The organism is Bilifractor sp. LCP21S3_F8, from assembly GCF_052117805.1.
Classification (GTDB): Bacteria; Bacillota; Clostridia; order Lachnospirales; family Lachnospiraceae; genus Bilifractor.
The window spans coordinates 1-14437 of sequence record NZ_JBQKIK010000032.1; the positions used below are offsets into that span (position 1 = coordinate 1).

Sequence of the window (14437 nt, forward strand, 5' to 3'; positions counted from 1 at the left end):
CCATCCTTATCAGCCCACTATCTGAAAGTTCGTGTAAACTATTGAACCGCCGTATACCGAACGGTACGTACGGTGGTGTGGAAGGGGAGGGTAAAATCTCCCCTATCCGATTGATCGTTTTTCTATAGAATTTCGTGGGCAAAAGTAATATAATACAAATCACATGAGAAATTGCCAGGAGATATGGCCGCTGAAAAAATTACATTGACAAATGAAAATGAGCATTCATATATCCTGGACAGATTCAGTGATGATGGAAAAGGGGAAGAATATGAAAAGAAAAAGGTTTGTTCAGCTATTAGCAGTGGTAACAGCGGCTGCGACGTTGTTTACAGCCTCGCCTGTTTTTGCTGCGGATGAGAATGGTTCTGTTGTATCTTCGGGAGCCGGAACGATAGAAGGAGCGTCAGGCCCCGCGACGGACAGCAGCAGTACCGCAGAGAACGGTGCAGCGGAGAGCAAGACCACGGTTACATCCGCGGGCAGTGAAACGGCGGGTAGTTCATCTTCAGGGAGTACCGATACAACAGAGACCGGAAGTCCGGCTGCCGAAAACAAAAATTCCGGCGGCAACGCGGCGGAGAGCACGGTGACGACTGCACCGAAGGAACCAGAAAGCACAGAGGCAGATTCCGCATCCGATTCATCGGAAACGAAGGATACTTCTGAGGAGTCTGAAGAAGAGAAGGAAGAGACAGAGGAGAAAGACGATAAAGACGACGCTCAGGAGATACCCGTTGTCAGCTATGCGGCTCATGTTCAGCAGAAGGGGTGGCCGGCAGAGGATGCCGTTTCCGGAACAGAAGCTCAGACTTATGCGGGATTTACGGGCAAGGGTCTTCGTGTTGAGGCAATCAGGGCCAGCGTGAAAGGCGATCAGAATCTCGGCATCACATACAACACTTATGTGCAGCAGAGGAGATGGACCGGATGGCAGAGCGACGGGGCAGCTGCGGGAACGACGGGACAGAGCCTCAGGGTCGAGGCAATCGTCATGAAGCTGACCGGATCCGATGCAGACAAGTACGATCTCTATTACCGCGCGCATGTGGAGAGCTTCGGTTGGCTTGCGTGGGCGAAAAACGGCGAGCTGGCCGGCACAACGAATCTAAGCCGCCGCGTCGAGGCATATGAGGTCGCAATTGTGAAGAAGGGAGAGGCGGCACCTGCGAGATCTTCCGCACGGAATGTCGCATATCTCACCGTTCCGACAGTAACCTATCAGACCCATGTGCAGAGATACGGATGGGGCCAGGGAGAGGTATCGAACGGCGCACTTAGCGGGACGACCGGACAGGGACTGCGGATGGAGGCGCTGAAGATCCATCTGAACAAGACGACCGGATTCACGGGTGGTATTTCATACTGTTCCCATATACAGAGACTCGGATGGGAACAGAACTGGAAGTCTGACGGAGCGCTGTCCGGAACAGAGGGAAAGGGACTTCGTCTGGAGGCGATCCGGATCCGGCTGACCGGTGAGATGGCAAATTGCTTTGATGTGTATTATCGCACGCATGTGCAGAGATTCGGCTGGACCGGATGGGCGTCAAACGGGGCGGACTGCGGATCCGCCGGCTATGGATATCGCCTGGAGGCAATTGAGATCCGAATAGTGGCCAAGGGATGCAGCGCGCCCGGAAGTACGGCAAACACATTCCATCAATACACGATCCGGGACACCTATCCGCAGGCCTGCGCAAGACTGGATCAGGTGGGATGGAATCTGCGCAGTGCACTGAATGCTGCCGCGGGACTCCGGTACGTCAGCACCTCTTACGCACTGACGGCTTCCAATGTCAGCACAATCGCAAGCTACGGCTTTACTACAGGAGGCGGCGACTGTTATGTGATGGCATGCTGCTTCTATGAGATGGCGAAAGCACTCGGATATGATGCACATGTTATGTTTGGATATGTTCCGCTTCGCGCCGGAGGGCTCGGTGTACATTCGTGGGTAGAAATTGACAACTACCAGGGAGGTACCGGAGTGTTCGATCCGGATTTCCAGCATGAAAGCGGCAGTGACGGCTTCAATCTCTATTACGGCAAACCCGGAACATGGAGATATACAAGCGGAAGCAGAATAAACTAACTGGATGTCTGCTGTCCAGGACCGCAATATTGCATCAGGCAATTATGACACCAATAAGACTGCGTTTAAAATCACATCAATATCAGGAGATATATTCATGAAAAAGAAATTCCAGCACAACATTACCAGAATCCCGCTTACAGCGATGACGGTCATCCTCACAGGCTCTGCGCTTCTTCTGGGAGGCTGCGGAAAAACTTCCGCTCCTGCGTCATCTGCCGTTTCAGTGACAGAAACACCGGCAGCGCTTGAGGCGGTTGTCTCTTCAAGTACCGGTTCGGTTTCTTCCTCTTCCGCAGAAAAGGAGGAGGAAAAAATCATCGGTACAAAGGCGGAAGGCGCAAATATCGTACATATGGAGCTGACGAATGACACCGGAAAGGCTATTACTGGTTTTTCCGTGAAATACGCAGGGCAGGAAGCATATGGCAGCAATATGCTTCCATCAGGTGAAAAATTCGCAGCCGGTGAAACCCGTACACTTTATTATGACGAATCCGAAGCTCTCAAGTCGGTGAATTCGGAGGATTCATCCGATTCCGCCCCGGTCGTTAATCCGGACTATTCGATTCGTCTGACTTTTGATGATCAATCAGAGCTTGAACTGCATTCCGTACCTGTCAACGACATCAAGACAGCATCCATTATGCTGAATACGGATGGATCCTTCCTGTTTCTGAAGTATGTTTCCCTGTCAACAGGTGAAACCATCAGTACAGAGGATGCAGAGAAGGCGGCTCTGGAGGCATCCAAGGCAACACCTTCTCCGGATCCGACGCAGGCGGCGACAGAAACACCAGCAGCCGAGGCTCCCGTTGCAGAGCAGGGCACAACAGATCAGGCAGCTGCCGGACAGGCTGCAGCACCTGAGGAGAGCAGTACGTACACGGCTCCGTCGGATACTTATTCCGACCCGTCGGCTTCTTATACGGCACCTTCAACGACGGATACGACCGATTCCGGCGCCGGACAGGCTGAGGCAACGCCGGCTCCGGTTGCTACGGATCAGGGAGCGGACTCAGGCGAAGGATGTATTGACGACGGACTGACCTGGTAAAGGACAGGATATGTTTATGGAGGACGCAGGCAGGGTTGTAGTGCACATGGTGCACGCGGGCTGATGCCTGTGTTTTCCTTGTCTACCTGTACCGTTATCATATTGCAAATATCCCGTCTGTATATTACGTTTCCGAGGAGGAGACCATGTCACTGACATCAAATCTTTTTTTTCTCTTTCTGGCAGTCTGTCTGCTCTGTTATTATCTGGTGCCGCGTGGCCGGCGTTGGGTTGTGCTTCTTGCGGCGAGCATTGTCTTCTATCTGTCCTGCGGCATTCCCGCATTCCTCTGTCTGTTGTATTCCGCAATTGTCACTTATCTGACAGGGATGGCAATCGGACGAATTTATGACAGATACACAGACAGGAAGGAATCCCGCAAGAGGGCGAGAAGAATTGTTATTCTCGGCATGGTGCTTGATTTTGCCATGCTGGGTGTGTTGAAATACACCAATGATATTCTGGGAATTTTCGGTCAGATTCTTCATGGGGATTTTTCCCTGAAGGGTATTCTGCTTCCTCTTGGAATCTCCTACTACACTTTTCAGACGGTGAGTTATATTCTGGACGTATACTGGAAACGAACCGGGGCAGAGAAGAATTTTTTCCATTATATGCTGTTTGTTTCGTTCTTTCCGCAGCTGGTTCAGGGACCCATCGGAAGGTACAAGACCTTAATGCCGCAGCTGCTCGAAGGACACGAATTATCTTTCCGGAATCTCAGATTTGGTCTGATGCGTATGGTATGGGGACTGTTCAAGAGCATGCTTCTGGCAGGTTGGGCAGGACTTTATCGTAAGGCCATCTGTGCCGACCTTGACCGATTTTCCGGTATCGCGATATTTATCGTACTTCTGTACTCCGTTGAACTGTATGGCAGTTTCTCGGGAGGCATTGATTTTGTTCTTGGAATCGCTGAACTTTTCGGGGTCCGTCTGGATGAAAATTTCCGGCGTCCCTATTTTTCGGTATCCATTTCCGATTTCTGGCGCCGCTGGCATATCACCCTCGGTACATGGATGCGTGACTATGTCATGTACCCCCTGACTCTTTCCCGGTGGATGGGCAAGGTCGGAAAAAATGCCAGAAAACGCTTCGGCAAGAGAACTGGGCTCCTGATCCCGATGTGCATCTCGAGTATCATCGTTTTTTTTGTGGTCGGACTCTGGCATGGAGCCGCCCTCAACAACATCGGGTGGGGACTGTATAACGGTGTGCTCATTGCCGCGAGCAACCTTCTTGGTGACTCCTTCCGGAAATGGAAAACGGCTCTTCGTGTCAACGAAAAATCGATGTATTGGAAATTCTTTACCATCATCCGGACGTTTATCCTTGTAAACATCGGCTGGCTCTTTGACACCACAAAGAATTTTGGAGAAGCTGTGAAGGTAATTTATTTCAGCTTCACAAGACTGCACCCCTCCGAGTTTTTATCTATTGCTGCCGGCAGGCTCGGCGCCTCTTACACGCCGACGGCATTGATCATTCTGGGATCCGGCGTCGTTCTGCTGTTTATCATCAGCCTTCTTCAGGAACAGGGGATGCAGGTCCGGGAATGTCTTTCCCGACGCCCGGTTCTCGTACAGGTTCTGATCTTTACCGCTCTGTTGGCTGTGACTGCTCTGCTTTCGCCAATGGCGGCAGAAAGAGGTTTTATCTATGCACAATACTAAAATTTTCACTGTGCTGAAGTTTGTGGGCTGTGTGGCGGTTTTTACTGCCATACTGCTGGTTCTCGACCTGCTTTTGTATCCTTGCACGTATGTCCGCAATGACGTGCATGCTCTGGCATCCGGGCAGAACGATGTGGTCATTCTCGGAACCTCCAACTCACGCATGGGCATTGATCCGGATACTTTGCTGAAGGGAACGGGTCTGAAGGGACATAACCTGGCGAACGGAGGAGAGTATCTGTGCGATTCCTACTATATGCTGAAGCTGGCTGTGGAAGAGAACCGGCCATCTACAGTGATCCTGGATGTTGATCCGGGATATCTTGTGACGGAAAAGGAAAAGGGGAACAACTACCTGCTCTTTTATCACGAATTTCCGTTTTCAGCGGCAAAACTCAGCTATCTGGCTGCAATTATGCCGGAAAGCGATTTCCGGGCACTGTTGTTTCCATCCTATGAGTATCCTCTGAAGAGTATGCTTCCGCGGATTCCATCCAATGTGAGGGTGAAACTGAGCGGCGATTACAGTGCGGATCAGTTCAGCACAGCGAATATGGTCTATCATGCGGATGGATTTATTGAGCGTTATCCGGTTGCGGAAGAGAACTTTCCCGGCTGGAATCCGGTCCTTTTTGAAAAGGACAAGGTAAAGGAAGATAATATCTCCTATCTTAATAAGATAGTCCGTCTGTGCGATGAAAATAACATCCGGCTTGTTGCAACTACACTTCCCCAGCCGGATCGTTCGCTTGTGTCTTTTCCGGAAAATTATGAGGCCGCCTGGGATTACCTGAGTGATTATATGAAGAGAAACGGGGTAGAATATTACAACTTTAACCGCGAATACTACAGCAGTTTTTCGCATGACGTGTCCTGCTTCGTTGACTATGATGGGCATATGAACGGAGACAGTGCGGAAAAGTTTTCAGCTCTGTTAAGAGATATGCTGTTCGAAAAGAAATCGTAAAGCCGAAGCCTAGAAGGATCCTGAAATGGGAGAGGCGTCGAGACAGATTGTTATGGAGGAAAATATACATGGCAAAGCTTGTTATGGAATATCTGGAGGAGACGGCAAAGAAGTATCCGGATAAGGCCGCATATGTTGACAAGGATCGCACGATTACCTTTTCGGAAACGAGGCAGGAAGCTCTTCATGTCGCGGGTGCGCTGGTGAGGCGTCACCTCTTCAAAAAACCGGTGGCCGTGTACATGGACAAGCGTGTGGAATGTATACCCGCAATGCTCGGAATTGCATATAGCGGCAATTTTTATACAATCCTCGATACGCAGATGCCAGATACAAGGATCCGGCATATCCTGAATGTTCTGGATCCGGCGGTAATCCTCACGGACCGGTCGCACGAAAGTGCTGTCCTTTCCATTAAAGGCGATGCTGAGGTTCTGATCTATGAGAACGCACAGGAATCTGCTTGTGAGGAGGAGGAGATTCTGGGTGTCATGAACAAGGTTCTGCCCACGGATGTCTTATATGTGCTCTTCACCTCAGGCTCTACCGGAACGGCAAAGGGTGTCGTTACCCCGCACCGCGCAGTGGTAGACTATGTGGATGCGGCAACCGATGCCTTTCATTTCACAAGCCGCGATGTAATGGGCAACGAGGCGCCCCTGTATTTCGTGATGTCACTGCTTGATGTTTATTCTACGCTCCGAAACGGAAGCACTACCTGCATCATTCCCCGCCTTTACTTCTCCTTCCCCGCACTTCTGATGCGCTTTCTGGAAGAAAAAAAGGTGACCGTATTGTACTGGGTGCCGTCAGAGCTCGTGGTTCTGGCTAATCTGAAGGCTCTGAAGCTTTCGGATCTCTCCACTGTCCGAATGGTCATGTTCGGTGGAGAAATTATGCCGATCAAACAATTGAATATGTGGAGAGAGGCACTTCCTCAGGCTGATTTCATCAACCAGTACGGACCGACAGAAACTACTGACGGCGGGTCCTATTACTTTGTTGACCGGGAATTTCCGGAAAATGCGCGGCTCCCGATCGGAAAACCATTCCGGAACTACGATTTCATGATCCTGGATGAGAACAATCGGAGAATTACGGACAGTGCGGGGGGATCCGGTGAACTCTGTGTGCGCAGCAATTCCCTCACCTACGGATATTACAGGAATCAGGAGATGACAGACCGTGTTTTCACACAGAACCCTCTGAACTCCTGTTATGAGGAGAAGATCTATCATACGGGAGACCTCGTGCAGTATAACGACCAGGGAGAGATCATCTTTGTCGGCCGCAAGGATTTCCAGATCAAATATATGGGACAGAGGATTGAACTGGGCGACATCGAGGCAAATGTCTCCGCAATAAAAGGGGTTGAGGAAAACTGTTGTGTATACAACGAAGCGAAGAAGAGGATCGTTCTCTTCTATACAGGTAAGGCGGACGAATCTTTTGTAAACGAAGAACTGGCCAAGATGCTGCCGTCATATATGATCCCCGGGCGCCGCGTCCATCTCGATTCCATGCCACATAACCTGAATGGAAAAATCGACCGGGCAAAACTGAAAAGCAATGCCGCGGATCTCTGATTTTTGATGCAGCTGTCTCCCTTAGAATCCGATATTCTTATGTGATTCAAAGAGGAACGGAAAGCGGCATGGGTAAGAGGCAACAAGTGTGAAAAAATGTGATAAAAAGGAGAAAAACTGATGGATAATTCTATGGAAAAACTGATGAACATTCTGGATGAGATCAAACCCGGAGAGGATTTTACAAGAACAGATCTGGTTTCCGGAGGTGTATTGAAATCTTTTGATATGATGCTTCTGATCCAGGAAATTAATGATGCCTTTGATATTCAGATTCCTCTGGAGGATATCCTCCCGGAGAACTTCGAATCAGCGGAGAAGATTATGGAGACAATCCGGAAGCAGCTCTGAGACGTCCGGAAGCGGTTGAGATATATGGGGCTCTTTGAGATATGAGCTGGTGAGAGAAAGCTGTATGAAAAAGAAGTTTTTCGTTCAATCTATCATGGCGATCACTACCATAGGAATGCTGTTTACTGCGCTCCCGGTTCTGGCTGAGGACGTGGTACATTCTGCTGTTTCTTCGGTTTCTGTGTCTTCATCAGCGAATGAGACGGAAGAATCTGTGACTGCTGGATCCGGAAGCAGGACAGGTGGAAGCACATCAGCAAAGGAGGACTTCAGCAGGACGACAGAAGCTGGATCTAACCCATCGGAAACGAAGGAAACTTCTGAGAAGTCCGAAGAAGAAATAGAAGAAAAAGAGAGAGAAGACGCTCAGGGAATGCCTGTTGTCAGCTATGCCGCTCATGTTCAGCGGACAGGATGGCCGTACAAAGAGGTCATTTCCGAGGAAACCGCACAGACTTACGCGGGATATACGGGAAGAGGCCTTCGTGTTGAGGCAATCAGGGCCAGCGTGAAAGGCGACCAGAATCTCGGCATCACATACAACACTTATGTGCAGCAGAGGAGATGGACCGGATGGCAGAGCGACGGAGCAGCTGCGGGAACGACAGGACAAAGCCTCAGGGTCGAGGCAATCGTCATGAAGCTGACCGGAACCGATGCGGACAAGTACGATCTTTATTACCGCGCGCATGTGCAGAGCTTCGGCTGGCTTGCGTGGGCGAAAAACGGCGAGCTGGCCGGCACAACGAATCTGAGCCGCCGCGTCGAGGCGTATGAGGTGGCAGTTGTGAAGAAGGGAGAGTCGGCACCTGCGAGATCTGCCGCCCGTAACGTCGCTTATCTCACCGTTCCGACAGTAACCTATCAGACCCATGTGCAGAGATACGGATGGGGCCAGGGAGAGGTTTCGAACGGCGCTCTTAGCGGGACGACCGGACAGGGACTGCGGATGGAGGCGCTGAAGATCCATCTGAACAAGACAACCGGATTCACAGGCGGGATTTTGTACTGCTCACATATACAGAGACTTGGATGGGAACGGAACTGGAAGGCTGATGGAGAACTGTCCGGAACAGAAGGAAAGGGACTTCGCCTGGAGGCGATCCGGATCCGGCTGACTGGTGAGATGGCAGATTGTTTTGATGTGTATTATCGCACGCATGTTCAGAGATTCGGCTGGACCGGATGGGCGTCAAACGGGGCGGACTGCGGATCCGCCGGTTATGGGTATCGTCTGGAGGCGATGGAGATCCGTATAGTTGCCAAGGGATGCAGCGCACCCGGAAGTACGGCAAATACGTTCCATCAATACACAGTCCGGGATGCTTATCCACTGGCCTGCGCAAGACTGGATCAGATAGGATGGGATCTGAGAGCTGCATACAACTGGGCAAGAAATTTCAGATACATATCAATGGATATACCGTCGTCCAGAGGAGCCAGATACTTTGCTACTCTTGCCTTTACAAATCAGAGCGGTGATTGTTACGGAAAATCAGCTTCGTTTTATGAGATGGCAAAAGCTCTGGGTTATGATGCACACTGGGTTGTTGGCTATGTAGCAACATCGGGTGGAGGACGAGAAGAACATGGATGGGTGGAAATCGATAATTATAATGGTGGAACCCATGTATTTGATCCATCCTTTGAACAGGGAGTTCACAAGAATGGATTTGCGATTACTTACGGTCAGAAAGGTACCTGGAAATATCTCGACTACTCGAGACAGAATTGAGGAAACAAAAGGGAACCTGACAAATCGGAGAAATCGTGCTTATTTTATGGCGTGACATCTAACACGCGGTATCTAACAATCGAAGAAATAATGCTTATTTTATCGTATTTATTTTATCGTAGGATAAATGAACGGATTTACATCCTGCCAGCTGATCAGATGTCAGATGGCAGGATATTTTTTATGCGAACAGTAACCGGGATCATGATTTCTGTTTCAATATTGATACTTTATATAGATTTAGGCAATCGATTGTGATATTGTGATATGGATATTTTATATATGAAACAGAATTTTCGATAATGTGCATTTTTGAATGAGGTGGAAAGAATGCGGCAACCAAGACTGTGGATAGTTATTCCCTGCTATAATGAGCGCGATGTTCTCCCGTTAACCGCTCCATTATTTTTGAAGGAGTTGAATAAGCTGATCTCTGCCGGAAAAGTCAGTGAAGACAGCAGGATCTTATTTGTAAATGATGGCTCCAGAGATGATACATGGGACATCATTATGGGGTTATCGAAATCAGATGATCATTTCATCGGAATTTCGCAGTCACGTAACAGAGGACATCAGAATGCGGTTCTTGCCGGCCTTATGGAGGCAAAGGACAAGTGTGATATTACAATATCTATTGATTGTGACGGACAGGATGACATTTCGGCAATGGATAAGATGGTGGATGAATATCACAATGGAAGCGAAATTGTCTACGGGGTCCGTTCAAGCAGGAAAACCGATACCTGGTTTAAGCGTACAACTGCGCAGGGATTTTACCGGTTTCTCAATAATATGGGTGCGGAAGTTGTCTACAATCATGCGGATTATCGATTAGTAAGCGCAAGAGTCCTGGCACATTTTGCTGATTTTAAGGAAGTAAATATTTTCTTGCGCGGTATGTTCCCTCTGGTTGGTTTTAAAAGCACTTCTGTTTATTATGAACGTCATGAAAGGATGGCAGGGAAGAGTCATTACCCGCTCAGGAAAATGCTGGCACTTGCGTTTGATGGTATTACAAGTCTTTCCATCAAGCCTATCTCGATCATCTGTGGAATAGGCGTGGGGGTGAGTCTCATTGGCTTCATCGGCGTCATCTGGGCGATTGTAATGGCTGTGATCGGGAACACAGTTGCCGGATGGGCTTCCATTGTCTGTATCATTTGCTTTCTTGGAGGAATTCAGCTTCTCTCAATGGGAATAATAGGCGAATATGTGGGGAAGACATACCTGGAGTCAAAGCACAGGCCACGCTATATCATCAGCGAGAAAACCTGGGAACCGTTACCTGACAACAGGGAGGAAACTGATCGTGAAGAGTAATGCTTCTGAAGAGTCAGCGGATAAAGCACAACGGGTAATCGTTGTTATATTTATGGCAATAGCACTCGTTTGTGCTGTCGCTTTATTAGGATTGTTTCATCGGGAAGATAATCGTATTGAGGAAAAGAAACTGAATTCTTTCTCCGTTGGTGAGAGAAAGGAGATTGAATACAATATTGACTATCAGGGAGTGAGTAGTGACGGCTCCTATTTGGTGAAGGGCTGGTGTGTCAAACCGGGGGTCGAGTATTCCTTTTATAATTACGGGAATGACGCATACAGGAAAAGCGTATATAACAACATGCATATAGGCTTTACCGATGGAGAGACCGTTTATATACTTCCCACCAAACTGGAAAACAGGGACGATATAGATCAATATATTAATGATGGAATTGATTATCAATTCTGCGGCTTTCAGAGCAGACTTCCAAAAGAAAAGTCAGGTCGGATCAAAAAGGGGGCTCTTGTCCTCATTTGGAAAAATCCAGATGGTTCGCAGGAGCTTTATTATCTTTAAATGAGGATGAGGGATATGAAGAAAGATTCGGCAAAAAAAGTTATCTGGTATTTTGCTCTGTATGCCATGTTTTTCGTTCTGAGCTGCTATATGGTGAGCCGGGCGGATGACTTGGTTTTTCAGGCTGGTATTGAGCGCTTTGGCGGCTTTTCAGGCTGGGTGAAGTGGTTCTCGAATAACTGGGGTGGAAGAATTGTTCCGCAGGGACTTCTTGTTATCCTGCTGCAGTTTCCTCCGGTTGTTTTTTATTTGTTTAACGCTTTTGCATGGGTGTTGCTTGTTATCTATATAAAAAAAGTATTCGATGCGGATGGAGTGTTCCGCGCAGGCTTTATTTACGGCCTTATACCAGCACTTATTTTTATATTGATTCCGACAAGTGTCCTGACCGGGACGGTGTTCTGGAAATGTGCAAATGTCCTTTATCTTTGGGGAAGTGCAGCGCTTCTGGCGGCTGTTTATCCGCTGGTGAAATTTATTTATGGACAGAAAATCACAGTACCGGATTATGTTATTTCGGTAATAGGAGCTGTTTATGCCTCGAGTTTTGAGCAGGCAGGTGTATTGATGTGCGGCGTTCTGTTCCTGCTGCTTCTATATTCGGTACTTGTCAAACGTATGGTAAAATGGCAGATTGTGGTGCTGTTCCTTCTTGCTGCTGCATGTACATTTTATTTTTGCAGACTTCCAGGAAACGCAGTGCGGTCCCATATTGAAGTACTCGGGCAGATGCCGAAATACGATATGTATTCCACACTTGACAAGGTTTTATGGGGCGTCTGGTATGTAATCAATTACATCGAGGAAGAGGCGATGTATATTGTTCTTCTGCTGGCGGGCACAGTTGTGTTTCTTATGCATCAGAACAGAAAACGAAATGACCCTGTTGTGATCGGTGCGGATATCATGCTGGTGTTCTTTGTGCTCTGTACGATTAACAGAATCGGTCTGACGAATCTGGGGAGGGAGTATTTCCTTTCCAATTTGTTTAAACTTGTTCCTGTCGATACGGTGAATTTTGGATTCAGTGCCTTACTGGCGATTTGCAGTGTGATACATTTTCTGGCATATGTTTATCTTGGATGTTGTATTCTGATCATTCATCCTGAAAAATTAGAAATCATTGGATTTTCATTTTTCTTCGGCGGACTTGCGTCGATGTGGATGATGGGTTTCTCTCCTACGATCTACGCAAGCAAGGGACGCCCAAGATTCCTTTGCTATCTTTTTCTTCTCTGTGTCGGGATCAGGATCGTTTCCGGTGCGATGTGCACAGAACGTGAGAAGGAGAATGTGTTTACGAATGCAATTTTTCATTCCGGCCAATAACTGAGGAGGTTCTCTTATGAGTTTTTCAAATCTTATTGAGAAATACAAGGACCTGATTCCGTATGCAATCTTCGGGGTGCTGACTACTCTGGTGAATATTGCGTCGTATTGGGTATTTGCGCACCCGCTTCAACTTCCGGTGACGGTATCGACAATTCTTGCATGGGTTGTTTCTGTAACATTCGCCTACTTAACAAATCGCAAGTGGGTTTTCCACAGTGAGGCAGATACAAAGAAGGCTGTGGCAAAGGAAGTTATTTCCTTTTTTGGCTGCAGAATGGGAACTGAATTTGTAGATCTTGCGGCGATGTTTATTTTCGTTGATCTGCTCTCATATAATGATATGGTGGTAAAGGTAATTTCAAATGTTGTTGTCATTATTTTGAATTATGCAGCAAGTAAATTCCTGATATTCCGGCATAAGGGCGAACGTCACTAACTCTGTGTTTCGCACTCTCGAAGAGCTTGAAAAAGTACTCTCGAAGCATTCTCGAAGAACATGAAAAAGTACTCTCAAAGCATTCTGGAAGAGCTTGAAAAAGGACTTGACATTTTCAAGGCTGCGCGATAAGATACCATTTGTATCACGCCGAAGACAGCAGGTGTCGAAAGACGTAAGCGGAATACCGCCTGCCGAGGATGTCGATTCTTTTCATTTATGAAGAATTCAGACCGCCCGGCATGCCCGGACGGTTTTTTTATTTGGCTGGTACACACATCAAAATAAGGAGGTATACCAGATCATGGCAAAGGTAGAACTGAAGAAACCGGTCGTTGATGAGATTTCCAGCGCAGTTGACGGTGCTGCTTCCGTAGTCCTTGTGAATTACAGCGGACTTAACGTAGCACAGGATACCGAGCTTCGTAAATCCCTGAGAGAGGCCGGCGTAAACTACAAAGTCTACAAAAACACAATGATGCATCTTGCATTCAAGGGTACGGATTATGAAAGCCTTGTACCGTATCTGAACGGAACAAACGCCATCGCCATTTCCAAGGACGATGCGACTGCTCCGGCGAGAATTCTTGCGGGCTTCGCAAAGAAGAATCCGCAGCTTGAGCTGATCGCGGGTGTCGTTGAAGGCAGCCTTTACGATCAGAAAGCTGTTGAAGCTCTTGCAGAGGTACCAAGCAGAGAGGTTCTGCTGGGCCGACTGCTCGGAAGCATCCAGGCCCCGATCGCAAACTTCGCGCGCGTTATCAAACAGATCGCGGAGAAGGATGGCGAGGCAGAGGCTGCACCGGCTGCAGAATAATCTGCGGCGAAATCTGTGCATAGTCACAGATCCGTTTATTACCGATCCGTTTTTATCAGATCCGGATCACAGAGTAGATTCAAATACTAAATTGGAGGAAAATTACAATGGCAAAGTTAACAACAGAAGAATTTATTGCTGCTATTAAAGAGTTATCTGTACTTGAGTTAAATGATCTCGTAAAAGCTTGCGAGGAAGAGTTCGGCGTATCTGCATCTGCAGGCGTTGTAGTAGCTGCTGCCGGCGCTGGCGCTGGTGAGGCTGCTGAGGAGAAGACCGAGTTCGACGTTGAGCTGACTGAGGTTGGCCCGAACAAGGTTAAGGTTATCAAGGTTGTTCGTGAGATCACCGGACTTGGTCTGAAGGATGCGAAGGATCTTGTTGATTCCGCACCGAAGATGATCAAAGAGGGCGCTTCCAAGGCTGAGGCTGATGATATCAAGGCTAAAGTTGAGGAGCAGGGCGCAAAAGTTACCCTCAAGTAATAATTATGCGTTGTGTGGGCCGGAGGCTGCGTTGTCAGTCTCCGGCCTTTTTTACGCGAACAG

General features: G+C 48.2%; 13 protein-coding genes and 1 other annotated feature. All 13 genes read left to right on the top strand.

Annotated elements, in window-relative coordinates:
* The first annotated feature begins 271 nt into the window (after positions 1 to 271).
* The 13 genes from ACTQ3A_RS12185 (at position 272) to rplL (ending at position 14374) form a co-directional block, all read left to right on the top strand.
* Entirely contained in the window at positions 272 to 2095 is a 1824-nt protein-coding gene (locus ACTQ3A_RS12185) for a transglutaminase domain-containing protein (RefSeq protein WP_441494983.1), read from the top strand.
* A gap of 97 nt (positions 2096 to 2192) precedes the next feature.
* The gene (locus ACTQ3A_RS12190) at positions 2193 to 3152 is read left to right on the top strand and encodes a hypothetical protein (protein ID WP_441494982.1); all 960 of its coding nucleotides are present in this window, start codon (positions 2193 to 2195) and stop codon (positions 3150 to 3152) included.
* 146 nt (positions 3153 to 3298) lie between these two features.
* A complete protein-coding gene (locus ACTQ3A_RS12195) occupies positions 3299 to 4825 on the top strand; it encodes an MBOAT family O-acyltransferase (protein WP_441494981.1) in 1527 nt (508 codons plus the stop codon).
* A complete protein-coding gene (locus ACTQ3A_RS12200; protein WP_441494980.1) occupies positions 4812 to 5792 on the top strand; it encodes a hypothetical protein in 981 nt (326 codons plus the stop codon). Before ACTQ3A_RS12195 ends, ACTQ3A_RS12200 begins: the two co-directional genes overlap by 14 nt.
* A gap of 68 nt (positions 5793 to 5860) precedes the next feature.
* Positions 5861 to 7378 carry an amino acid adenylation domain-containing protein gene (locus ACTQ3A_RS12205; RefSeq protein WP_441494979.1) on the top strand — a complete coding sequence of 506 codons (1518 nt, stop codon included), beginning with the start codon at positions 5861 to 5863 and terminating at the stop codon, positions 7376 to 7378.
* A gap of 120 nt (positions 7379 to 7498) precedes the next feature.
* A complete protein-coding gene (locus ACTQ3A_RS12210; RefSeq protein WP_441101480.1) occupies positions 7499 to 7729 on the top strand; it encodes an acyl carrier protein in 231 nt (76 codons plus the stop codon).
* 64 nt (positions 7730 to 7793) lie between these two features.
* Complete coding sequence (locus ACTQ3A_RS12215; RefSeq protein ID WP_441494978.1) at positions 7794 to 9464, top strand: transglutaminase domain-containing protein; 1671 nt, start codon at positions 7794 to 7796, stop codon at positions 9462 to 9464.
* A 330-nt stretch (positions 9465 to 9794) separates the two neighbouring features.
* Positions 9795 to 10784, top strand: a complete 990-nt coding sequence (locus ACTQ3A_RS12220; protein WP_441101482.1) for a glycosyltransferase family 2 protein — start codon at positions 9795 to 9797, stop codon at positions 10782 to 10784.
* A complete protein-coding gene (locus ACTQ3A_RS12225) occupies positions 10774 to 11304 on the top strand; it encodes a hypothetical protein (protein WP_441494977.1) in 531 nt (176 codons plus the stop codon). The genes ACTQ3A_RS12220 and ACTQ3A_RS12225 overlap by 11 nt, the downstream gene beginning before the upstream one ends.
* A gap of 15 nt (positions 11305 to 11319) precedes the next feature.
* On the top strand, positions 11320 to 12633 hold the full coding sequence (locus ACTQ3A_RS12230) for a DUF6056 family protein (RefSeq protein WP_441494976.1): 1314 nt from the start codon (positions 11320 to 11322) through the stop codon (positions 12631 to 12633).
* A gap of 16 nt (positions 12634 to 12649) precedes the next feature.
* Positions 12650 to 13072: a GtrA family protein gene (locus tag ACTQ3A_RS12235; protein WP_441101485.1), complete on the top strand. Its 423-nt coding sequence runs from the start codon at positions 12650 to 12652 to the stop codon at positions 13070 to 13072.
* A 132-nt stretch (positions 13073 to 13204) separates the two neighbouring features.
* Positions 13205 to 13343 (top strand) — a sequence feature (ribosomal protein L10 leader region).
* Between the two features lie 33 nt (positions 13344 to 13376).
* A complete protein-coding gene (gene rplJ, locus ACTQ3A_RS12240) occupies positions 13377 to 13889 on the top strand; it encodes a 50S ribosomal protein L10 (protein ID WP_279200398.1) in 513 nt (170 codons plus the stop codon).
* A gap of 107 nt (positions 13890 to 13996) precedes the next feature.
* Positions 13997 to 14374 carry a 50S ribosomal protein L7/L12 gene (rplL, locus tag ACTQ3A_RS12245; RefSeq protein ID WP_279200400.1) on the top strand — a complete coding sequence of 126 codons (378 nt, stop codon included), beginning with the start codon at positions 13997 to 13999 and terminating at the stop codon, positions 14372 to 14374.
* Positions 14375 to 14437 lie beyond the last annotated feature (63 nt).